We start from the raw sequence: 21,412 nt of genomic DNA, 5'->3' as shown, positions 1-21,412 counted from the left end.
GACCGCGTCTTCGATCGTGCTCACCGATCGTCGTCCGTCAGCCAGCGCTGCTTCGCTCGCTCGATCGCTTCGCGCACGGTATCCGGCGCGGTGCCGCCATAGCTGCGGCGGCTGCGGACCGAATGCTCCGGCGCCAGCACCTCAAAGACCGCGGCGCTGATGCGCGGATCGACCGAGCGCATGGCGTCGAGGTCGAGCGCCTGCAGGGTGCAGCCCTTGGCTTCGGCGAGCGCTACGATACGGGCGGTGACGTGATGGGCATCGCGGAAGGGCATGCCGACCTCCCGCACAAGCCAGTCGGCGAGGTCGGTCGCGGTCGGGAAACCGCGATCGAGGAAGGCGCGCATGTTCTCGGGCCGCACCGTCAGGTCGCGGACCATGCCGATGGTCGCGCCGACGCAGAGCTCGACGGTTTCGAGTGCATCGAACATCGGCTCCTTGTCCTCCTGCATGTCCTTCATGAAGGTCATCGGCAGGCCTTTCACCGTCATCAGTAGGGCGGTGAGCGAGCCGACGACGCGGCCCGTCTTGCCGCGCACCAGCTCGGCGGCATCGGGGTTGCGCTTCTGCGGCATAATCGAGGAGCCGGTAGTGAAGGCGTCCGACAGCGCAATGAAGCGGAAGCCGTCGCTGCACCAGAGCGTGATCTCCTCGGCGATGCGCGAGAGATGGACGGCCAGCATCGAGCAGCAGAACAGCAATTCGCAGATGTGGTCGCGCGAGCCGACCGAATCCATCGAGTTCTCGGTCGGCCGGGCGAAGCCGAGCTCAGCTGCCGTGAACTGCCGGTCGATCGGGAAGGCGGTTCCTGCCAGCGCGGCGGCGCCGAGCGGGGAGACGTTGGTGCGTTCGCGCGCGCCGGCTAGCCGCTCGCGATCACGGCCGAACATCTCGACATAGGCCATCAAATGGTGGCCGAAGGTCACGGGCTGAGCGACCTGCATGTGGGTAAAGCCGGGCATGATCGTCTCGGCATGCTCGCTCGCCCGCTCGATCAGCGCGCGCTGAAGCTCCTGGACCGCACCGTCGAGCCCGTCGATAGCGTCGCGCATCCAGAGACGGACATCGGTGACGGCCTGGTCGTTGCGGCTGCGCGCGGTGTGCAGGCGCCCGGCCGGCTCGCCGATGATCTCCTTGAGGCGTGCCTCCACATTCATGTGGATGTCCTCCAGGTCGATGCTGAATTTCAGCTCGCCGCGGTCGATCTCGCCGCGGATCTGGTCGAGCCCGGCCTGGATGAGCTCGTTGTCGGCGCTCGCGATGATGCCTTGGCGGGCCAGCATCGCGGCATGGGTTTTGGATGCGGCGATGTCCTGCCGGTAGAGCCGGTAGTCGAAGCCGATCGAGGGGTTGATCCGCCGCATCACCTCGGCCGGGGCGGAGGTGAAGCGCCCGCCCCACATCTTGTTGGCGCCGGGGGTCTGGTCGGACATGATGAGGCTCTCCGGGAGCAGCTGTGACGAGGCCATGCAGGGATAGCAATCGGAGATTGGACTGTAAATTCCAAAATTGACCTTGACGTCCAAATCACGCCCATCATACTCGCATGAGAGCTGCGGCCGGCCGGGCCGCCACGGGATGGGCAGCATGAAGATCGAAGAATTCAGCCTGGAGCGTATCCAGTCGCTCTACGAGAACACCGTGGAGTTCAACCTCTCGGATAGCGGCGTCCATCCCTATTCGCTCAACGAATTGCTCAGCGCCGAGCAGCGCGCGACGCTCATGGATGTCGAGCTCGGCTATGGCTGGACGAACGGCGCGGTCGAATTGCGCGAGGACATCGCCAAGCTCTACCGCAACCGCAGCTCCGACGAGGTGATCGTCACCAACGGTTCGGCCGAAGCCAATTTCCTGATGGTGATGTCGCTGATCGAGCCCGGCGACGAGATCATCGTCTTCGCGCCGAACTACCTGCAGATCTGGGGTTGGGCGCGTGCGATCGGCGCCACCGTGAAGGAAGTGAAGCTGCGCGAAGAGCTGGGCTGGACGCCCGATCTGGACGAGGTTCGAAAGGCGATCACGCCGCGCACCAAGCTGATGACGATCTGCAATCCCAACAATCCGACCGGCAGCCTGCTCTCGCGCGAGACGATGGACGCGCTCGTCGAGATCGCCCGGGCGCAGGGCTGCTACCTGCATGCCGACGAGGTCTACAAGGGCGCCGAGCTCGAGGTCGATGAGCCCCCGAGCTTCGCCGATCTCTACGAGAAGGCGATCATCACCAGCGGGCTCTCCAAGGCCATGGCGCTGCCGGGCCTGCGCATCGGCTGGCTGGTCGGGCCTGCCGCGGATATCTACACGGCCTGGCAGAACAAGGACTACACCTCGATCACGACCAGCGCGCTGAGCGAGCAGATCGCGCGTATCGTCGTCCAGCCGGCCAAGCGGGCCGAGATCCTGCAGCGGAGCAAGACCATCCTCCGGGAAAACCTCGCATTGCTCACGAGCTGGGTGAAGGCGAACGAGGAGTTCTTCTCCTTCGTGCCGCCCAAGGCGGGCGGCATGGCCTTCATCAAGTACAGCCACTCGATGAACTCGACGGAGCTGGTGCATCGACTGCGCGAGGAGCGCGGCATCATGCTGCTGCCGGGCGACGTCTACGGCCTCGACGGCTATATCCGCATCGGGATCGGCGCGCCGGGCGAGCATCTCTCGGCCGGGCTCGAGCGGCTCAGCGACTATCTCAAATCGCAGCCGCGCTGACGCGCCGGAGGGTCGAGCATGACGCCGGAACTCGCTCCCTACGTGCCGATCTGCGATGCGGTCGCGCTGCTGTTCCGGCCGCATGCGGAGGTTGTGCTGCACGATCTGGCATCGCAGAGCGTCGTCCATATCGCCGGGAACTTTTCGCAGCGCGTGCTGGGCGAGCCCTCGCTGCTCGACGAGATCGGCTTCGATCCCGACGAGACGACGATCGGCCCCTATGAGAAGGTGAACTGGGACGGGCGGCGGCTGAAATCGATCAGCGTCGTGCTCTCGGCCGGGGGCAAGGCTGCCGGCGTGCTCTGCATCAATGTCGACGTCTCGCATTTCCATGCGCTGATGCAGACACTCTCCGCCTTCGCGACCGTGCCGGCCGGCACCGAGAAGCCGCAGGCGCTGTTCAAGGAAGACTGGCACGAGCGCATCAACGAGTTCGTGCAGCAATGGACGCAGGCGCGGGGCTTGGCCGTGACTAATCTCAGCCGTGCCGAGAAGCGCGAGCTGGTCGCCGATCTCGCAGCCAACGGCGCCTTCGGCGGTCGCAATGCCGCCGCCTATATCTCGCGCATCCTCGGGCTCGCGCGCGCCACCGTCTACAACTACCTCAACCAGGCCAACGGATCGCCGGATGCTTGATCTGACGCGGGCCGAGATCGAGGCCGCCGTCGATCTCGACCGGGCCTTCGCCGCGCTGGAGGACGGGTTCAGGGCGGCTGCGGCGGGGCGCGTGCAGATGCCGCCGGTCGGCTATCTCGGCTTTCCCGCACATAACGGCGACTGCCATATCAAGTTCGGCCATATCGCTGATGATCCGATCTTCGTGGTCAAGATCGCGACCGGCTTCTACGAAAATCCAGCCAAGGGCCTGCCGACCACGAGCGGCATGATGATCGCGCTCTCGGCCGAGACCGGCGCGGTCGTCGCCATCCTGCGCGACGAGGGCTGGCTGACCGATCTGAGGACGGGGCTGGCAGGCGCCATTGCGACCCGTGCCGGGATGCGGCGGGACGCACGGATGATCGGCGTTGTGGGCGCGGGCACGCAGGCGCGCTTCCAGATTCGCGCCGCCGCGCATCTGCTGCGGGAGCGCGAGCCGCGCTTCGCCGCCTGGGCGCGCTCGCCCGAGCGGCTCGAGGCATTGCGGCGCGATCTGGCAAAGGGTGGCATCGCCGTCGAGCCGGTGGACGATCTGGAGGCGTTGTGCGCGCAATCCGATGCGCTGATCACCACGACGCCGGCTGCGGGACCGGTTATCCGCGATGAGTGGATCGGGCCGGGGGTTCATATTACCGCGCTCGGGGCCGATGCGCCGGGCAAGCAGGAGCTGGAGACGGCGCTGGTCGCGCGCGCCGATATCCGGATCGCAGATTCGCTGGAACAGAGCCTCGACCATGGCGAGTTCGCTCCGGCTGCGGCCGGCGGGCTGATCGGCCGAAGCGATTGCGTCGAGCTTGGGGCCGTGCTGGCTGGACAAGCGCCCGCTCGCCGTTCCGATCGCGACATCACCATCGCCGACCTGACCGGGCTCGCGGTCCAGGACATCGCGATCGCGCGTGTGGTGCTGGACGGGATCACGCGCTGAACGGCCGTCTCCGCCATCATTCTCGGGCTTGACCCGAGAATCTCTGGAAAGTGAGGCGCAGGAGCCTCCTTCGGCAGGAGATGCTCGGGTCAAGCCCGAGCATGACGGCAGGCCGTTATCAGCCTTTGTGCCGGGCCAGAAAACGATCCAGCCGCACCAGACCCTTCTGCAGCGTTTCGGTCGGTACGCCGATCCCGATGCGGATGTGGCTCTCGATGCCGAACCAGCTTCCGGCGACGACGAAGACGCTCTCCTCCTCGCGCAGCTTCTGCGAGAAGTCCTCGGACGACATTTCCAGCGGATAGCGCAGGAAGGCCATGCCGCCGGCTTCCGGGCGACGCCAGGACCAGTCGTTGTGCCGCGCCATCCACTGGCCGACGAGATCGGCGTTGGTGCGCAGCAGATCGCGGCCGCGCGAGAGCAGGCGCCCGCGCGTTTCCGGGCGCATCACCTCCGCCGCGAGGATCTGGCTGAGGATGCCGCTGCCGATGGTGGTGTAGTCCTGCCGCTCGGCGGCTGCCGCGACGACGTCCGGCGATGCGACGATCCAGCCGAGCCGAAGGCCGGGGCAGGCGAAGGATTTCGACAGGCTGCTGGTGATGACGACCTTGGGGTAGCTGCCCCAGAGCGTTTCGGTCTCCGCGCCTTCGATTTCCCCTCCGCGATAGATCTCGTCGACGATCAGCCAGGCGTCGTTGCGCTTCGCGGCTTCGACGAGGGCCGCGCGGCTTGCGGCGGAAAGGACGCTGCCGGTCGGATTGGCGGGGTTGGTGACGGCGATGGCCTTGGCACCGGCCGCGACATCGACGAGGCGCGCGGGGTCGATCTGCCAATCGCTCTCGCCGGACAATTCCAGCCGGCGGATATCGAAGCCGAGCGCGCGGCCGAGGCCGTCGATCTGCATGAAGTTCGGAAGGGCGACGACCAACGCGTCGCCGGGCTCGAACAGCGCCATCAGGGCGATCATCGTCGCCTCCGACGAGCCATTCGTCACCAGCACGTTGGCGGCGGTGGCGCCCGGATACCAGGAGGCGATGTTGGCGCGCAGGTCCGGCCGGCCGTCGGTCCAGCCATAGCCGAGCGGCTGCCTGAGCAGGTCGCGCGCGGCCTCTTCGCCAAGGATATCCTCGATCGCCCAGGGGTGGACGCCGCTTTCGGTCAGGTTGATCTCGACGTCGTTCTCGAAGAGCGTCTGGTTCCGCTCCATCTGGAAAATGTCGAACTTCACGAAAGCCTCCGGCCGATGCGGCGTCGGTGCCCGTCGCATGAGCCGGGCGTCACTCGCGATCTGTGAAGCTCCCCGTCGGCAGGGTCAAGTCAATTTTGGACAATAAATCCAATTTGGACTGATTGTTCATGTGATCGCAAGGGCTGCCCATCAGCGATCGGCTCGCGCCACCACGGCCCGCAGCAGCACGTTGAGGCCGGGTTCCAGATCCTCGCGGGTGCTGAGTTCGTTGTTGTTGTGGGTGATGCCGTTCTTGCAGGGCGCGAAGATCATCGCGCTCGGCGTATCCCGGGCAAGGAAATAGGCGTCGTGCCCGGCCTGGCTGAGGATGTCGCGCGTGCGGTAGCCGAGAGCGAGCGATGTCTCGCGGACGAGGCCGATCATCTCCTCGGCGAAGACCTTGCCGCCCCAGCGCCAGGTGTCGAGAATCTCGATGCCGCAGGAGGCGCGGGCGGCGGCCTCATGGGCGGCGCGCAGCATGCGCTCGGCCATGACGGCAGCGGCCTCCGGGTCGGCATGGCGGACATCGCAGGTCACCTGCGCCCAGTCCGATATGATGCCCGGCTTGTTCGGCCAGGCGACGAGGCGCGCTGCCGTCGCCTTGCCGCCGCTGCCGGCGAACTCCCAGCCGAGATCGTCGACGGCGGTCAGCAGCCGCGCGCCCGCGGCCAGGGCGTTGCGGCGCTTTTCCATCGGCCAAGGGCCGGTATGGGCCGTCTCACCGCGGAACTCGACGATCGTCCCGGTGCTGGCGTAGCCGCCGGTGACGACGCCGACCTGGAAGCCCTCGCGGTCGAGGATCGGGCCCTGCTCGATATGAAACTCGAAATAGGCGTCGAGCGGCGGCGGGGCGGCCTGAGCCTCGCCGGCATAGCTTACGCGCTGAAGCTCCTCGCCCATCGACTTGCCGTCATCGTCGCGGCGCTCCTGCGCCCAGTCGAGCGTGTAGACGCCGGTGAAGACGCCGGAGCCGACCATCGGCGGCGAGAACCGGCCGCCTTCCTCATTGGTCCAGTTGACCAGTTCTAGCGGGCGGCGCGTGCGGTGGCCGATGGCATCCAGCGTGCGGATGACTTCGAGCCCACCAAGGACACCGGCGATGCCGTCGAAGCGGCCGCCATTCACCTGCGTGTCGAGATGGCTGCCCATCATCACCGGCGGCAGCGTGTCGTCCTGGCCGGCGCGGCGGGCGAAGATGTTGCCGATCGCGTCGATCCGGACGGTCAGGCCGGCCTCCCGGCACCAGGCGACGAACAGATCGCGTATCTCCTTGTCGGCATCGCCGAGCGCGAGGCGCGAGAGACCGCCGGGACGTCCGACGCCGATCTCGCCCGAGCGTTCGATCGTCGTCCAGAAGCGCTCGATATCGACGCGTGCAGAGGCGGGAAGGGGCATCGGGCTGGTCCTCGGATCGACTGGCTTGACGCGAAACTCTGGCCGGCGGAAGCCGCCGCAAGCAAGGGCCGGCGGCGCATCGCGGCAGTTGCCCAGGTCATGGCTGCAATTCCGCATGCCTTGCCGGGAACCTCGGGGACCCTATATCGGTTGCCCAGCCATGTTCGAATCGCCCATGCCTACGCCCAATTTCCGCTTTCCCGGTGTCCTGAATTCCCAGGAACTTCTCGTCGCAGAAGCCGTCCAGGCCAGAGCCTGGGCCACATTGGGGCATGATCAGAGGCTCGATACCGAGCTCGAGACCGAGGCGCGTGATCGCCTCGGGCGCATCATCCTGCAGTTGATGTCGAGCGGTTCCGGCTCGGTTTCCGATCTCGCTGCGGCCGCCGTCGCCGAATTCAAGGCGACCCGACCGGCGATCCGCGTCGATGTCGCCGCCCAGCACCGGCGCGGCTGAGAATTCTCCATAGCGCCTTGCGCGGCCGCCTTGTCGGACGGCCGCGCAGGATGAGTTGACGTCTCAGCGCACCGAGACATCCAAGCCGAAACACGTCTCACCCAGCGTTCTGATCGTGCCGGGATTGGCGCCGGCAATGGCCTTCGATTGGCCTTCGGCTCGGTGCGCGCTCCGCCGCGAAAGGCTCAATGCGCGGCCATGTCGAGCGGCGGCTCGACATCGTCGGTGATCGGGTTGGCGAAAGGGTTCCTGGCGCGGAAGGCCGCGAACTCGTCCTTCGCCGCCTTGAGCAGAGCGGGATCGCCCAGCACGTCCGAGGCGACGCCGGCCATGGCCTTGGCGGCGAGCGCGAGACCCTTATGCGCGGCAGGAGCGAGGCCCTGCGCCACGAGCTGCCAGGAATGGCCGGGCGTGCCGACGGCATAGCAGGCGGTGCGGCACTGCACGGTCGGGACGACCCAGCTCACCGTGCCGACATCGGTCGAGCCGACCGAGGTGTCGCTGCCGGCGCCGAGCGGGTAGATCTCGTCGCTCAGCGCCTCGCCGGCTTTCGGCTTCATGCCGAAGCGGGCATAGGCGGCGGCGATGTCCTCGGCGCTCAGCGTCTTCTGGAACTGCGCGGCGAAGGCATGGTCGGCGGCATCGAAGCCCGGGCCGCCCAGTGCCTGCAGGTTGGCGTGCATCGTCTGTTCGAGCGGACCGTTGCCAATGAGGTTGGCGTCGCCCGATAGCTGCTTGGCGACGACCGTGGTCTCGCTCATCAGGGCCGCTCCCTCGGCGATCTTCTTCACGCGAGCGACGAGGTCCCACATCTCGGCGAGCGTGGCAGCGCGGATCAACTGGCGGGTGGTCGCCCGGGCCTGGACCACGTTGGGCGCGATGCCGCCGCTGTCGATGATGGCGTAGTGCACGCGCGCCGTCGAAGGCATGTGCTCGCGCATGTAGTTGACGCCGATATGCATCAGCTCGACGGCGTCGAGCGCCGAGCGGCCGAGATGGGGCGCCGCGGCGGCATGCGAGGCGCGGCCGCTGAAGGTGAACTCGATCTCGACGCAGGCGAGCGAGAAGGGCCGGTTGACGCCGTTGAACGAGGCCGGGTGCCAGCACAGCGCGATGTCGACATCGTCGAACGCGCCGGCGCGGACCATGAAGCCCTTGGCCGAGCCGCCTTCTTCCGCCGGGCAGCCATAATAGCGCACGCGGCCCTTGATGCCGTTGGCTGCGAGATAGTCCTTCACCGCGGCGGCGGCGAGCAGCGATGCCGAGCCCAGCATGTTGTGGCCGCAGCCATGGCCGTTGCCGTTCTTCTCGACCGGGGCTTCGCTGGCGACGCCGGCTTCCTGGCTCAGCCCCGGCAACGCGTCGTATTCGCCCATGATCGCAATGACCGGACCGCCCTCGCCAGCCTCACCGATGACCGCGGTCGGAATGCCCGCGACACCGGTCGTGACGCGGAAGCCCTCGCTTTCCAGCATGGCACGATGCTCGGCGGCCGAGCGGACCTCCTGGTAGTTCAGCTCGGGCATGTGCCAGATGCGGTTGGAGAGCCCAAAATAGGCCGGGGCCTTGTCGTCGATCAGACGCCAGACGTCCTTGCTGTTGCTCATGGGAAGGCTCCTCCTGCATGGGCCGGTCTGCCCAAATTCGCGCCAGCTTCTGACACGGCGCGAGGGCGGGTCACAAGCGACGCCGCGACGGGCTTCCCTGCGTTTTCGGCAGGACCGGCGCCTCGTGGCTGCTGCGGCGCCGATCATAGGCGCGGCTTGGGCGTGCGGAAATTCCTATAAGTTCTTTATTTCCCCGCGACCGCCCCCGTCTCGAACGGCTATGGCCGCAGCGCGATATTCGCCCCGAACCGCCGATCCCATCGCAATGGCATCGGCGCTCGCCGCCGACGCTCGGTCGGCGGCCGCGATCTTCGGGGTTTTCTGATGATGGACACCATCGCACTCGCCATCGGGCTCGTCTTCTTCGGGCTCTCCTTCGCCTATGTCGCCGCCTGCGACGCGCTCTAGGGGAGGGTCGGATGCTTCTGGACCATGTCCTCGGCGGGGCAGTGGCGCTGTTCCTGCTCGCCTATCTCACCTACGCGCTGATCCGCCCCGAGCGGTTCTGACGGCAGTTGCCTCTCACAAATCGGAACCTCATCCATGACACTCAACGGATGGATCCAGATCCTGCTCTTCTGCGGGATCGTCGTTGCGCTCGCGCGGCCCATCGGCGGCTACATGACGCGCGTCTTCGCCGGCGAACGCACGCTGCTGTCGCCTGTCCTGAAGCCGGTCGAGCGGCTGCTCTACACCTCCGCGGGTACGCATGAGGACGAGGAGCAGCACTGGACCGGCTACGTCGCGGCGATGCTGCTGTTCAACCTGGCGGGCTTCCTCGTGCTCTACGCCATGCAGCGCGTGCAGGACGTCCTGCCGTTGAACCCGGCGGGGATCGGCGCGGTACCGGCGGACCTCGCCTTCAACACGGCCGCGAGCTTCGTCGCCAACACCAACTGGCAGAACTACGCCGGCGAAAGCGCGATGTCGTACTTCACCCAGATGGCTGGGCTCGCGGTGCAGAACTTCGTCTCGGCGGCGACTGGCATCGCGATCGCGGTCGCGGTGATCCGCGCCTTCGCGCGCCGCTCGACCCGGACCCTCGGCAATTTCTGGGCCGATCTCGTCCGCTCGACGCTCTATATCCTCCTGCCTCTGTGCATAATCGGAACGCTCGTCCTCGTCTGGCAGGGCGTGCCGCAGAACCTCAGCCCCTACACCGTGGCGACGACGCTCGAAGGCGCGCAGCAGACGATCGCGCAGGGGCCGGTCGCCTCTCAGATGATGATCAAGCATCTCGGCACCAATGGCGGCGGCTTCTTCAACGCCAATGCGGCGCATCCCTTCGAGAACCCGACCGCGTTCACCAACCTGATCCACATGGTCGCGATCTTCGCGATCGGCGCCGGCCTGACCAACGTCTTCGGCCGCATGGTCGGCAACGAGAAGCAGGGCTGGGCGATCTTCACCGTGATGGGCCTGCTCTTCGTCGCCGGCGTCGTCGTCTGCTACTGGGCCGAGGCCTCGGGCAACCCGCTCGTCCAGGCGCTCGGCCTCGACGGCGGCAACATGGAAGGCAAGGAGGCGCGCTTCGGCATCACGCTCTCGGCGCTGTTCGCAGTCGTCACGACCGCTGCCTCCTGCGGCGCCGTCAACGCGATGCATGACAGCCTGATGCCGCTCGGCGGGCTGATCCCGCTGATCAACATGATGCTCGGCGAGATCATCATCGGCGGCGTCGGCGCCGGCTTCTACGGCATCATCCTCTTCGTCGTCATCGCCGTCTTCGTCGCCGGGCTGATGGTCGGACGTACGCCGGAATACCTCGGCAAGAAGATCGAAGCGAAGGAGGTCAAGATGGCGATGCTCGCCGTGCTGTGCCTGCCGCTCGCGATGCTCGGTTTCACCGCCGTCGCCGTCGTGCTGCCGGACGCCGTCGCCTCGATCGCGAATCCCGGACCGCACGGCTTCTCCGAGGTGCTCTATGCCTACACCTCGGCAGCGGCCAACAACGGCTCGGCCTTCGGCGGGCTCACCGGCAACACGGTCTGGTACAACCTGACGATCGGCATCGCCATGCTGATGGGGCGCTTCCTCGTCATCATCCCGGCGCTGGCGCTGGCGGGCTCGATCGCGGCCAAGAAGACCGTGCCGGAATCGGCCGGAACCTTCCCGACCCATGGCCCGCTCTTCATCGGCCTGCTCATCGGCGTGATCGTCATCGTCGGCGGCCTGACCTTCTTCCCGGCGCTCGCGCTCGGCCCGATCGTCGAGCACCTGGCGATGCTCGCCGGCCAGAGCTTCTGAGGAACGGTCCATGCGCACCGACACCGGGCCACGCCCTTCCACCCTCATCTGCGGAGCGACGATCGCGGTTCTGCTGATCGCCATCGTCTTCCACACCCTCTCCCTTCTTCTCGCCGCGGTCTGACCCGTCTTGGGTCCCGCGCACGCCACGACGGAGCTTTCGTCATGAGCCATTCCAGATCCGGCAGCATCCTCGATGCCCGCATCCTCGTTCCGGCGCTCGGCGGCGCCTTCCTCAAGCTCGACCCGCGCAGCCTCGCCAAGAACCCGGTGATGTTCGTCGTCGCCGTCGTCTCGGCGCTGACCACGATCCTGCTCCTGCGCGACTGGCTCGCCGGAGCGGCCCATCTCGGCTTCTCCTTCCAGATCGTGCTCTGGCTCTGGTTCACGGTGCTGTTCGCCAATTTCGCCGAAGCCGTGGCCGAAGGGCGCGGCAAGGCGCAGGCGGATTCGCTGCGCCGGGCGCGTGCGGAAACGCAGGCCAAGCTGCTCAGCGGCAACGACCGCAGCAACTACAGGCTGGTGCCGGGACCGAGCCTCAAGCTCAACGATGTCGTGCTGGTCGAGGCTGGCGACATCATCCCCTCCGACGGCGAGGTGATCGAGGGTATCGCCTCGGTCAACGAGGCGGCGATCACGGGTGAGTCCGCCCCGGTCATCCGCGAATCCGGCGGCGACCGCTCGGCCGTGACCGGCGGCACGCAGGTGCTGTCCGACTGGATCCGCGTACGCATCACCGCGACGGCGGGTTCGACCTTCATCGACCGCATGATCGCGCTGGTCGAAGGCGCCGAGCGCCAGAAGACGCCGAACGAGATCGCGCTCAACATCCTGCTCGCGGGCATGACGCTGATCTTCGTGCTGGCCACCGCGACGATCCCGAGCTTCGCCAGCTATGCCGGCGGCGCCATTCCCGTAATCGTCCTCGTCGCGCTGTTCGTGACGCTGATCCCCACGACGATCGGCGCGCTGCTTTCCGCGATCGGCATCGCCGGTATGGACCGGCTGGTGCGCTTCAACGTGCTCGCCATGTCCGGCCGCGCCGTCGAGGCGGCTGGCGACGTCGATACGCTGCTGCTCGACAAGACCGGCACGATCACGCTCGGCAACCGCCAGGCGACCGCGTTCAAACCGGTTCGGGGCGTCAGCGAGCATGAGCTGGCCGATGCAGCCCAGCTCGCCTCGCTCGCCGACGAGACGCCGGAAGGGCGCTCGATCGTCGTGCTCGCCAAGGAAGCGCATGGCATCCGGGCGCGCGATCTCGTCGCGCTGCACGCCAGCTTCGTGCCCTTCACCGCGCAGAGCCGGATGAGCGGCGTCGACCATGACGGCTCCAGCATCCGCAAGGGCGCGGTCGATGCTGTCCTGAACCATGTCCGCGCCGCGGGCACCGGCGGCGATTCCGAGGCGGTGCGCGAGGTGCAGGCATTTGCGGAGGAGATCGCCAAGGCCGGCGGTACGCCGCTGGCGGTCGCTCGCGACGGCAGGCTGCTCGGCGTCATCCAGCTCAAGGATATCGTCAAGGGCGGCATTCGCGAGCGCTTCGCGGAACTGCGCCGCATGGGCATCCGCACGGTGATGATCACCGGCGACAATCCGATGACCGCCGCGGCCATCGCGGCCGAAGCCGGCGTCGACGATTTCCTCGCGCAGGCCACGCCCGAGAACAAACTCTCGCTGATCCGCGAGGAACAGGCCAAGGGCAAGCTCGTCGCGATGTGCGGCGACGGCACCAACGACGCGCCCGCGCTCGCCCAGGCCGATGTCGGCGTCGCCATGAACACCGGCACGGTGGCGGCGCGCGAGGCCGGCAACATGGTCGATCTCGACAGCGATCCGACGAAGCTCATCGAGATCGTCGAGATCGGCAAGCAGCTCCTGATGACGCGCGGCGCGCTGACGACCTTCTCGATCGCCAACGACATCGCGAAGTATTTCGCCATCATCCCGGCGATGTTCATCGCCTTCTATCCGCAGCTCGGCGCGCTCAACTTCATGCAGCTCGCCACGCCGCAGAGCGCGATCCTCTCCGCCATCATCTTCAACGCGCTGATCATCGTCGCCCTGATCCCGCTGGCGCTGCGCGGCGTGAAGTACCGGCCTGTCGGCGCTGGCGCGCTGCTCTCGCGCAACCTGCTCGTCTACGGCCTCGGCGGCATCATCGTGCCGTTCATCGGCATCAAGGCGATCGACATGGCCGTCACGGCCATCGGCCTGATCTGAAGGATTCCAGCCATGCTGAAGCATATCCGCCCCGCGATCGTGATGATCGTTACACTCACCGCCATCACAGGTCTCGCCTATCCGCTGGCGATGACCGGGCTCGCCCAGGCGCTGTTCCCACGCCAGGCCGCAGGCAGCCTGATCGAGAAGGACGGCAAGGTGATCGGCTCCGAGCTGATCGGCCAGTCCTTCGCTGATGCACGTTATTTCCACGGCCGGCCCTCGGCAGCTGGTGACGGCTATAACGCCACGAGCTCCGGCGGCTCCAATCTCGGCCCGACCAATCCGAAGCTGACCGAACGCATCAAGGGCGATGTCGCGACGCTGAAGGAGGAGAACCCGAAAGCCGCCGTGCCGATGGATTTGGTGACGACATCGGCCAGCGGGCTCGATCCGCATGTCTCGCCGGAGGCGGCTTACTTCCAGGTGCCGCGTGTCGCCAAGGCGCGGGGGGTCGGCGAGGCCGATCTGCGCAGCCTCGTCGCGGCCCATGTCGAGGGGCGGCAGTTCGGCATCCTGGGCGAGCCGGTGGTCAACGTGCTGAAGCTCAATCTCGCTCTCGATGCGGGCACGGCGAAATAACGCTAAGGAAGAGCGCGGTGGCCGGAGCGATCCTGCCGCCGCGCCTTTTGAGGATTTTTGTCTACCCATGCCGGACGAGCTTCGTACCGAGCCGCCAAGGCCTTCGCCGGATGCGCTGCTGGAGCAGGTCCGCGGCGGGATGCGTGGCCGGCTGAAGATCTTCCTCGGTGCCGCGCCCGGCGTCGGCAAGACCTACGAGATGCTGTTGGCCGGCCGGGCCCGTCGCGCCGAGGGCGTCGACGTCATCATCGGCATCGTCGAGACGCATGGCCGGCACGAGACGCAGGCGCTGATCGAGGGTTATGAGGTGGTGCCGCGGGTCGAGGTCGCCTATCGCGGCCAGAGCGTCGAGGAGATGGACCTCGATGCGGTTCTGGCGCGGCGGCCGGCGCTCGTCCTCGTCGACGAACTGGCTCACACCAACGCGCCGGGCAGCCGCCATCCGAAACGCTATCTCGACGTTCTCGAGCTGATCGAGCGCGGCATCGACGTCTACACCACGCTCAACATCCAGCATGTCGAGAGCCTCAACGACGTCGTCGCGCAGATCACCCGCATCCGCGTGCGGGAAACCGTGCCGGATTCCATCATCGACCGGGCCGATGCGATCGAGATCATCGACCTCACGCCTGAGGACCTGATCAAGCGGCTCGACGAGGGCAAGGTCTATCTGCCGGAGACCGCCAAGCGCGCCGTCTCCAATTATTTCTCGCCGGGCAACCTGACGGCGCTGCGCGAGCTGGCGCTGCGGCGCACGGCGCAGCGGGTCGACGACCAGCTGCTCAGCCATATGCAGGCGCATGCGATTCCGGGACCATGGGCGGCGGGCGACCGGCTGATCGTCTGCATCGACGGCAGCACGCGGGCCGCTTCGCTGGTGCGCCATGCCCGGCGGCTCGCCGAGAAGCTGAAGGCATCCTGGACCGCGCTGCATATCGAGGCGCCCGGCCGCGCCGGACCCTCGGAAGCCGAGAAGGACAGGCTCTCCGCTGCGATGCGGCTCACGGAGCAGCTTGGCGGCGAGGCGGTGATCCTGCCGGGGGAGACCGTCGTTGACGAGGTGCTGCGCTATGCCACCTCCAAGAATGTCAGCCATATCGTCATCGGCTCGCCGGGCGTCTCGCGCTGGCGGGAGGTCCTGTTCGACTCGGTCGCGCAGGCGCTGATCCGTGGCGCCGGCGACATCAGCGTCCACGTGATTCCGGGGCAGGAGGCGGGTGCCGAGGAAGTCCGGATCGCCAAATCCGCGGGCCAGCGCCGGATCGAGCCGGGGCCGTATCTCGCGGGCATCGTCTTCGTCGCGGCGGCCGCCGGCCTCGGCACATTGCTCAACCTGTTTCTCGACGTTCGCAATATCGCGCTCGTCTTCCTGATGGCGGTGCTGACCTCGGCGGTGACGGCGGGGTTGTGGCCGGCGCTGTTCACCTCGGTGATCGGTGCGCTGGCCTTCAATTTCTTCTTCCTGCCGCCGCTCTACACCCTCAACATCAGCGACCCCGAAAGCGTGCTCGCCTTCGCCTTCTTCCTGGTGGTCGCCCTGATCGCGAGCAATCTCACCGCCCGTGTCCAGCGCCAGGCGGCGGCGGCACGCCAGCGGGCGCGGACGACCGAAGACCTCTACCTGTTCTCGCGCAAGCTCGCCGGGACCGGTACGCTCGACGACGTGCTCTGGGCGAGCGCCTACCAGATCGCGGCGATGCTGCGCGTGCGCGTGGTCATCCTGCTGCCGGAAGCCAACAGCATCGCGGTCAGGGCCGGCTATCCGCCCGACGACAGCCTGGTCGATGCCGACATCGCCGCCGCCCACTGGGCCTGGGAGCATGATCGCCCGGCCGGGCGCGGCGCCGATACGCTGCCCGGCGCAAAACGGCTCTATCTGCCGCTGCGAACCGGGCGGGGCGCCATCGGCGTGATCGGGCTCGACAGCGACAAGCCAGGCGCGCTGCTGACGACCGAGCAGCAGCGCCTGTTCGACGCGCTGGCCGATCAGGCGGCGATCGCGATCGAGCGGGTGCAGCTCGCTGCCGACGTCGACAAGGCGAAGCTCGCTGCCGAGGCGGACCGCTTGCGCTCGGCGCTGCTGACCTCGATCTCTCATGATCTCAAGACACCGCTCGCCGGGATCATGGGCGCAGCCGGCACGCTGCGCGACTACGGCAAGGCCATTCCCGAAGGAGACCGCTCCGAGCTGCTGGGCACGGTGGTCGAGGAGGCCGAGCGACTCAACCGCTTCATCGCCAACCTGCTCGACATGACGCGGATCGAGGCCGGCGCGATGGAGCCGAATTATGCCCTGCTCGATGTCGGTGACGTCGTCGGCGCGGCGCTGCGGCGCGCCGGCAAGATTACGCGCGGGCACAGCATCGACCTGTCCCTGGCGCCGAACCTGCCGATGCTGCGGCTCGACCCCGTGCTGTTCGACCAGGTCCTGTTCAATCTGATCGACAACGCGGCCAAATACGCGCCGGACGGCACGACGATCGGGGTCCGCGCCCGCTCGGAAGGCGAGGTGGTGGTGCTGGATATTCTCGATGAAGGGCCGGGCCTCCCGCCGGCCGATCTCGAACGGATCTTCGACAGCTTCTACCGCGTCGGCAAGGGCGATCAGGTCCGCGCCGGCACCGGGCTTGGCCTCGCGATCTGCCGCGGCTTCGTCGAGGCGATGGGCGGGACGATCACCGCGGCCAACCGCAGGGACCGGCAGGGCGCGGTGTTCACGATCCGCATGCCGATCCCACCCGAGGCTCACCAAATGAAGGTATTGCCATGACCACGATGGCCGTCCGGGTGCTCGTCGTCGACGACGAGCCGCCGATCCGCAAGCTGCTGCGCGTCGGGCTGGGGACCGAGGGCTATACGATCAGCGAGGCCGTCAACGCGAAGGACGCGATCGCACGGATCAATGCCGAGGCGCCCGATCTGGTTCTGCTCGATCTCGGCCTGCCGGACATGACCGGCCAGGAACTCCTGCGCCTCTGGCGCGGCGAGGGACGAACGCTGCCCGTCGTCATCCTGTCGAGCCGCACCGACGAGGCCGGCATCGTCCAGGCGCTGGAAGCCGGGGCCGACGATTACGTTACCAAGCCCTTCGGTATGCGCGAGCTGGCGGCGCGGCTGCGCGTGGCATTGCGCCACAAGCTGCACCAGCAGGGCGAGAAGCCGATCTTCCGCACGGGCGAGCTCTCGGTCGATCTGGTGCGCCGGATCGTGCAGGTCGGCGGTGCCGAGGTGAAGCTCTCGCCCAAGGAATACGACATCCTGCGGGCGCTGGTGCAGCATGCCGGCAAGGTCCTGACCCATCGGCATCTGCTGAAGGAGGTCTGGGGTGGCAACGAGGACGTGCAGTATCTGCGTGTCTATATCCGGCAGCTGCGCCAGAAGATCGAGCCGGTTCCCGAGCAGCCGCACTACATCACGACCGAGCCAGGCGTCGGCTACCGATTGCGCGAGAGCGACTGACGGCGATGAAGATGTCCGATCTGATCACGCCCGGTGCCATCCTGACCGGGCTCAAGGTGTCGTCGAAGGAGCAATGCCTGGATCGCCTCTCGCAGCATGCGGCCGGGCTCATCGGCACGGCGAGCGAGGTCATCGGCTCCGCCCTGAAGCGCCGGGAAGCCCTGGGTTCGACCGGAATCGGTGGCGGCATCGCCATGCCTCATGCTCCCGTCGCCGGCCTGTCCGCGCCGATCGGCCTGCTCGCCTGCCTGGCCAAGCCAGTGGATTTCGAAGCGGTCGATGGCGAACCGGTCGATATCGTCTGCCTGATCCTCACGCCCGATGCCGCGCAGGGGCAGCATCTCAATGCGCTGGCCTGCGTCGCCCGGCGCCTCCAACGTCCGGAGGTGCGCGATGCGATCCGCCGCGCCCGCCAGCCGCAGGGCGTCCATGCCGTGCTCTGCGAAGCCTAGAGGCAGGGGGCGTGGGCGCGGCGCAGAAGCTCCGCGCGCCGTATTCGTTGCAGATATATTCCACATTCAATTCGTTAAAATGTAAAACTTGCTTGGATGTCGAGAGATAGACGTCGCTTTATTGAAGGCGGTGCGCGATTTCGCCTTCCTCTCTCGAAGAGTTTCTGCAATACCGCTGCCGACATCTTCAGCCGAACGTACCGACATGCATCGCCATCATCTCCAGACCGTCTCGTTTGCCGCCGCCCTCGTGATCGGCTCCCTCGCCGCTGCGCCCGTGCTGAGGGCCCAGGAGGAGCCTGCTCCCCAGGCAGCCCCTGCCGCGCCGCAGCGTCCCGCCGCCCCGCGTCCGGCCCCCAAGCCGCCGGCGAAGCCGGCCCAGCCGGTCGCGCAGGCTCAGCCGTCCGCTCCGGCCATCAGCCAGCCTGCCACACAGGCCGCGACGCTGCCGAACGGTGCCACCGCGATCAACGAGACCTTTGGCGACTGGACGGTCGATTGCCGGATTGCCAATGGCCAGCGCCTCTGCGTCCTGCTGCAATCGCAGGGCAACAGCCAGACCGGGCAGCGCGTCTTCGCCATCGAGCTGCGCACACCGAAGGACGGACGGGCCGAGGGTACGATCCTGTTTCCGTTCGGTATGAAGCTCGAGAGCGGCGCGGTGCTGCGGCTCGACGACAAGGATCTCGGGCAGGGCCTGCGCTTCTCGACCTGCATGGCACAGGGCTGCCTGCTGCCGATCTCCTTCCCGACGGTTGCGACGGACGCGATGAAGTCCGGCAAGATGCTGACGGTGGCGGCGCTCAACCTGGGAAACAACGAGCCGGTTTCCTTCAACGTCACGCTGACCGGCTTCGCCGCGGCGCTCGACCGCATCGCGCAGATCGACAAGTAGCCGGCATTCGGGGCCGCCGGCCGGGCACTCGTTTTGGTGATTTCCGGCGGTTCCCCGGGCTATCGTGGTGGAAGCCGCCAAAGAAGGCTGGCTCCACACTGAAATTTGGTTCGTCCTGCCAGAGCTTCCGTGCATGATCGGCTGCACTGGGGAGTTCGGGCCAAAACAATGACAACCAACGATCCGCGCCTGCCGTTTCTTGCCGAGTTGGAGAAGAAGATTCTCTGGCTGGCGTCGTGGACGATCCATAACGCCAATCATATCCGCGCGAGCGACGATGGCATGAAGGTCGGCGGCCATCAGGCCTCCTCGGCCTCTCTCGCCACCATCATGACCGCTCTCTACATGGCCGCGTTGAAGCCGCAGGACCGGGTGGCGGTGAAGCCGCATGCCTCGCCGATCTTCCACGCCATCAATTACCTGATGGGCCTGCAGACGCGCGAGAAGCTCGAGAATTTCCGCGGCTACAAGGGCGCGCAGAGCTATCCCTCCCGCACCAAGGACATCGACGACGTCGATTTTTCGACGGGGTCAGTGGGCCTTGGCGTCGCGCAGACGCTGTTCTCCTCCCTAACGCAGGACTATGTGAAGGCGCATGGCTGGGCGAAGGATCGGCCCGAAGGCCGCATGGTCTCGCTGATCGGCGATGCCGAGCTCGACGAGGGCAACATCTTCGAAGCCCTGATGGAGGGCTGGAAGCACGGCCTGCGCAATACCTGGTGGATCATCGACTATAACCGCCAGTCGCTCGATGCCGTCATCCGCGAGGGGCTCTATGACCGCTTCGAGACGATGTTCCGCAATTTCGGCTGGGATGTCGTGACGCTGAAATACGGCTCGCTGCAGCAGGCGGCGTTCAAGGAGAAGGGCGGCGACCGGCTGAAGGCCTGGATCGATTCCTGCCCGAACCAGCTCTATTCGGCACTGACCTTCCAGGGTGGCGCAGCCTGGCGCAAGCGCCTGATGGACGATCTCGGCGACCAGGGCCCGGTGACCAAGCTGATCGAGAAGCGTTCCGACGCCGAGCTTTCCAAGCTGATGTGCAATCTCGGCGGCCACGACCTGCCGTCGATCCTCGAGGCCTTCGAGGGCATCGACCATGACCGGCCGGTCTGCTTCCTCGCCTATACCGTGAAGGGCTTCGGCCTGCCGCTGGCCGGGCATAAGGACAACCATGCCGGGCTGATGACCAAGGAGCAGCTCGACGGCTTCCGCAAGGCGAACGGCGTTCGCCCCGGCCATGAATGGGATCTGTTCGAGGGGCTGGGGATGCCCGAAAGCGAGGTCCGGGCCTTCCTCGACAAGGTGCCGTTCTTCTCGCAGGGCCGCCGGCGCCTCTCCGCCGCCAAGCTGCCGGTCCCGGCGACGCTGCCGTCCGGCATCCAGGCGACGATGTCCACACAGATGGGCTTCGGCAAGGTGCTCGACGAACTCGCCAAGGCGGGCGGGCCGCTGGCCGACCGCATCGTCACGACGGCGCCGGACGTCACCGTCTCGACCAATCTCGGGCCGTGGGTGAACCGGCGCGGGCTCTTTGCCAAGGCGTCGATGGCCGACACCTTCAAGGACGAGCGCATTCCCTCTATGCAGAAATGGGAATTCTCGCCGCAGGGGCAGCATGTCGAGCTCGGCATCGCCGAGATGAACCTGTTCATCAACCTCTCGGCGCTCGGCCTCTCGCATTCGATCTTCGGGGAGCGGCTGATCCCGATCGGCACACTCTACGATCCCTTCATCTCGCGTGGGCTCGATGCGCTGAACTATGCCTGCTACCAGGACGCGCGCTTCATGGTCGTTGCGACCCCGTCCGGCGTGACGCTGGCGCCGGAGGGCGGCGCGCACCAGTCGATCGCGACGCCGCTGATCGGCATGAGCCAGGACGGGCTCTGCGCCTTCGAGCCGGCCTTCGTCGACGAGCTCGCGGTGATGATGCGCTGGTCCTTCGACTACATGCAGCGCGACGGCGAGGGCGATCCGGACGAGCGGACCTGGCTGCGCGACGAGACCGGCGGTTCGGTCTATCTGCGTCTTTCGACCCGACAGGTCGAGCAGCCGCAGCGCAAGATGACGCCGGAGCTGGAGCTCGATATCATCGACGGCGCCTATTGGCTGAGGAAGCCGGGGCCGAACGCCTCGGTCGTCGTCGCCTATACGGGTGCCGTCGCGGCGGAGGCGATCGAGGCCGTCGGGCTGCTCAGCGAGGACCGGCGCGATGTCGGGCTGCTCGCCATCACCTCGGCAGACCGGCTCAATGCCGGCTGGCAGGCGGCGGAACGGGCGCGCCAGCGCGGCAACGCTGCGGCGACGAGCCATATCGAGCGGCTGCTCGGCGAATTGTCACGCGATTGCGGCATCGTCTCGGTGCTGGACGGGCATCCGGCGACCCTGGCCTGGCTCGGCAGCGTCCATGGCCACAGGCAGAAGGCGCTCGGCGTCGAGCATTTCGGCCAGACCGGCACGGTTGCCGATCTCTACCGGCATTTCGGCATCGACGCGAATGCGATCGTCCATGCCGCGAACGCGGCCGCGCCGGGGCGGCCGGTGCGTTATCTCAAGGCGTTGCCCTGAACGACATGCGTCAT

The 21,412-nt window shown here is 67.0% G+C and carries 17 protein-coding genes; 13 read left to right on the top strand and 4 right to left on the bottom strand.

Translation table 11 applies throughout. The annotated features are described in order from the left end of the window. Window positions 1-20: 20 nt before the first annotated feature. The gene (gene argH, locus NWE53_RS15600; RefSeq protein WP_265050295.1) at window positions 21-1,433 is read right to left on the bottom strand and encodes an argininosuccinate lyase; all 1,413 of its coding nucleotides are present in this window, start codon (window positions 1,431-1,433) and stop codon (window positions 21-23) included. 154 nt (window positions 1,434-1,587) lie between these two features. Here argH and NWE53_RS15595 point away from each other — a divergent pair, with 154 nt between their 5' ends. Genes NWE53_RS15595 through NWE53_RS15585 form a run of 3 tightly spaced genes read left to right on the top strand, consistent with a single transcriptional unit; the run spans window position 1,588 to window position 4,285 of the window. Further along, window positions 1,588-2,703 carry an aminotransferase class I/II-fold pyridoxal phosphate-dependent enzyme gene (locus NWE53_RS15595; RefSeq protein WP_265050294.1) on the top strand — a complete coding sequence of 372 codons (1,116 nt, stop codon included), beginning with the start codon at window positions 1,588-1,590 and terminating at the stop codon, window positions 2,701-2,703. Between the two features lie 18 nt (window positions 2,704-2,721). Next, entirely contained in the window at window positions 2,722-3,339 is a 618-nt protein-coding gene (locus tag NWE53_RS15590) for a helix-turn-helix transcriptional regulator (RefSeq protein ID WP_265050293.1), read from the top strand. Then, window positions 3,332-4,285 (top strand): ornithine cyclodeaminase family protein, encoded by a 954-nt coding sequence (locus NWE53_RS15585; RefSeq protein WP_265050292.1) that lies wholly within the window; start codon window positions 3,332-3,334, stop codon window positions 4,283-4,285. The genes NWE53_RS15590 and NWE53_RS15585 overlap by 8 nt, the downstream gene beginning before the upstream one ends. 118 nt (window positions 4,286-4,403) lie before the next feature. On the opposite strand, the gene NWE53_RS15580 is transcribed toward NWE53_RS15585, so the two are convergent. Continuing rightward, window positions 4,404-5,513: an aminotransferase class I/II-fold pyridoxal phosphate-dependent enzyme gene (locus NWE53_RS15580; RefSeq protein ID WP_265050291.1), complete on the bottom strand. Its 1,110-nt coding sequence runs from the start codon at window positions 5,511-5,513 to the stop codon at window positions 4,404-4,406. Window positions 5,514-5,663: 150 nt separating this feature from the next. After that, on the bottom strand, window positions 5,664-6,908 hold the full coding sequence (locus tag NWE53_RS15575) for a Zn-dependent hydrolase (RefSeq protein ID WP_265050290.1): 1,245 nt from the start codon (window positions 6,906-6,908) through the stop codon (window positions 5,664-5,666). Window positions 6,909-7,083: 175 nt separating this feature from the next. On the opposite strand from NWE53_RS15575, the gene NWE53_RS15570 reads away from it, so the two are divergent. After that, window positions 7,084-7,365 carry a hypothetical protein gene (locus NWE53_RS15570; RefSeq protein ID WP_265050289.1) on the top strand — a complete coding sequence of 94 codons (282 nt, stop codon included), beginning with the start codon at window positions 7,084-7,086 and terminating at the stop codon, window positions 7,363-7,365. 185 nt (window positions 7,366-7,550) lie between these two features. Here NWE53_RS15570 and NWE53_RS15565 read toward each other — a convergent pair whose 3' ends face one another. Further along, window positions 7,551-8,972: a M20 family metallopeptidase gene (locus NWE53_RS15565; protein WP_265050288.1), complete on the bottom strand. Its 1,422-nt coding sequence runs from the start codon at window positions 8,970-8,972 to the stop codon at window positions 7,551-7,553. Between the two features lie 419 nt (window positions 8,973-9,391). Between NWE53_RS15565 and kdpF the strand changes: the two genes are divergently transcribed. The 9 genes from kdpF (at window position 9,392) to NWE53_RS15520 (ending at window position 21,398) form a co-directional block, all read left to right on the top strand. Further along, a complete protein-coding gene (gene kdpF, locus NWE53_RS15560) occupies window positions 9,392-9,481 on the top strand; it encodes a K(+)-transporting ATPase subunit F (protein ID WP_265050287.1) in 90 nt (29 codons plus the stop codon). 34 nt (window positions 9,482-9,515) lie between these two features. Further along, complete coding sequence (kdpA, locus tag NWE53_RS15555) at window positions 9,516-11,219, top strand: potassium-transporting ATPase subunit KdpA (RefSeq protein WP_265050286.1); 1,704 nt, start codon at window positions 9,516-9,518, stop codon at window positions 11,217-11,219. A gap of 165 nt (window positions 11,220-11,384) precedes the next feature. Beyond that, on the top strand, window positions 11,385-13,442 hold the full coding sequence (gene kdpB, locus NWE53_RS15550; protein WP_265050285.1) for a potassium-transporting ATPase subunit KdpB: 2,058 nt from the start codon (window positions 11,385-11,387) through the stop codon (window positions 13,440-13,442). Between the two features lie 12 nt (window positions 13,443-13,454). Then, window positions 13,455-14,024, top strand: coding sequence for a potassium-transporting ATPase subunit KdpC (gene kdpC, locus NWE53_RS15545; protein WP_265050284.1), 570 nt, complete (start codon window positions 13,455-13,457; stop codon window positions 14,022-14,024). 67 nt (window positions 14,025-14,091) lie between these two features. Continuing rightward, window positions 14,092-16,794: a sensor histidine kinase gene (locus NWE53_RS15540; protein WP_265050283.1), complete on the top strand. Its 2,703-nt coding sequence runs from the start codon at window positions 14,092-14,094 to the stop codon at window positions 16,792-16,794. Then, window positions 16,791-17,483, top strand: a complete 693-nt coding sequence (locus NWE53_RS15535) for a response regulator transcription factor (protein WP_265050282.1) — start codon at window positions 16,791-16,793, stop codon at window positions 17,481-17,483. Before NWE53_RS15540 ends, NWE53_RS15535 begins: the two co-directional genes overlap by 4 nt. A gap of 11 nt (window positions 17,484-17,494) precedes the next feature. Next, window positions 17,495-17,935, top strand: coding sequence for a PTS sugar transporter subunit IIA (locus NWE53_RS15530; protein ID WP_265050281.1), 441 nt, complete (start codon window positions 17,495-17,497; stop codon window positions 17,933-17,935). 205 nt (window positions 17,936-18,140) lie between these two features. Continuing rightward, window positions 18,141-18,830: an invasion associated locus B family protein gene (locus NWE53_RS15525; protein ID WP_265050280.1), complete on the top strand. Its 690-nt coding sequence runs from the start codon at window positions 18,141-18,143 to the stop codon at window positions 18,828-18,830. A gap of 168 nt (window positions 18,831-18,998) precedes the next feature. Continuing rightward, entirely contained in the window at window positions 18,999-21,398 is a 2,400-nt protein-coding gene (locus NWE53_RS15520) for a transketolase-like TK C-terminal-containing protein (protein ID WP_265050279.1), read from the top strand. Window positions 21,399-21,412 lie beyond the last annotated feature (14 nt).

Source organism: Bosea sp. NBC_00550 (genome assembly GCF_026020075.1).
GTDB lineage: Bacteria > Pseudomonadota > Alphaproteobacteria > Rhizobiales > Beijerinckiaceae > Allobosea.
Note: the sequence above shows the minus strand (reverse complement) of the source record. Positions and strands in the feature narration are given on the sequence as shown.

What these genes read in the sequence shown, in the direction of transcription:
- argH (WP_265050295.1), bottom strand. Translation starts at nt 1,433, where the DNA reads ATGTCCGACCAGACCCCCGGCGCCAACAAGATGTGGGGCGGGCGCTTC.
- NWE53_RS15595 (WP_265050294.1), top strand. Translation starts at nt 1,588, where the DNA reads ATGAAGATCGAAGAATTCAGCCTGGAGCGTATCCAGTCGCTCTACGAG.
- NWE53_RS15590 (WP_265050293.1), top strand. Translation starts at nt 2,722, where the DNA reads ATGACGCCGGAACTCGCTCCCTACGTGCCGATCTGCGATGCGGTCGCG.
- NWE53_RS15585 (WP_265050292.1), top strand. Translation starts at nt 3,332, where the DNA reads ATGCTTGATCTGACGCGGGCCGAGATCGAGGCCGCCGTCGATCTCGAC.
- NWE53_RS15575 (WP_265050290.1), bottom strand. Translation starts at nt 6,908, where the DNA reads ATGCCCCTTCCCGCCTCTGCACGCGTCGATATCGAGCGCTTCTGGACG.
- NWE53_RS15570 (WP_265050289.1), top strand. Translation starts at nt 7,084, where the DNA reads ATGCCTACGCCCAATTTCCGCTTTCCCGGTGTCCTGAATTCCCAGGAA.
- NWE53_RS15565 (WP_265050288.1), bottom strand. Translation starts at nt 8,972, where the DNA reads ATGAGCAACAGCAAGGACGTCTGGCGTCTGATCGACGACAAGGCCCCG.
- kdpF (WP_265050287.1), top strand. Translation starts at nt 9,392, where the DNA reads ATGCTTCTGGACCATGTCCTCGGCGGGGCAGTGGCGCTGTTCCTGCTC.
- kdpA (WP_265050286.1), top strand. Translation starts at nt 9,516, where the DNA reads ATGACACTCAACGGATGGATCCAGATCCTGCTCTTCTGCGGGATCGTC.
- kdpB (WP_265050285.1), top strand. Translation starts at nt 11,385, where the DNA reads ATGAGCCATTCCAGATCCGGCAGCATCCTCGATGCCCGCATCCTCGTT.
- kdpC (WP_265050284.1), top strand. Translation starts at nt 13,455, where the DNA reads ATGCTGAAGCATATCCGCCCCGCGATCGTGATGATCGTTACACTCACC.
- NWE53_RS15540 (WP_265050283.1), top strand. Translation starts at nt 14,092, where the DNA reads ATGCCGGACGAGCTTCGTACCGAGCCGCCAAGGCCTTCGCCGGATGCG.
- NWE53_RS15535 (WP_265050282.1), top strand. Translation starts at nt 16,791, where the DNA reads ATGACCACGATGGCCGTCCGGGTGCTCGTCGTCGACGACGAGCCGCCG.
- NWE53_RS15530 (WP_265050281.1), top strand. Translation starts at nt 17,495, where the DNA reads ATGTCCGATCTGATCACGCCCGGTGCCATCCTGACCGGGCTCAAGGTG.
- NWE53_RS15525 (WP_265050280.1), top strand. Translation starts at nt 18,141, where the DNA reads ATGCATCGCCATCATCTCCAGACCGTCTCGTTTGCCGCCGCCCTCGTG.
- NWE53_RS15520 (WP_265050279.1), top strand. Translation starts at nt 18,999, where the DNA reads ATGACAACCAACGATCCGCGCCTGCCGTTTCTTGCCGAGTTGGAGAAG.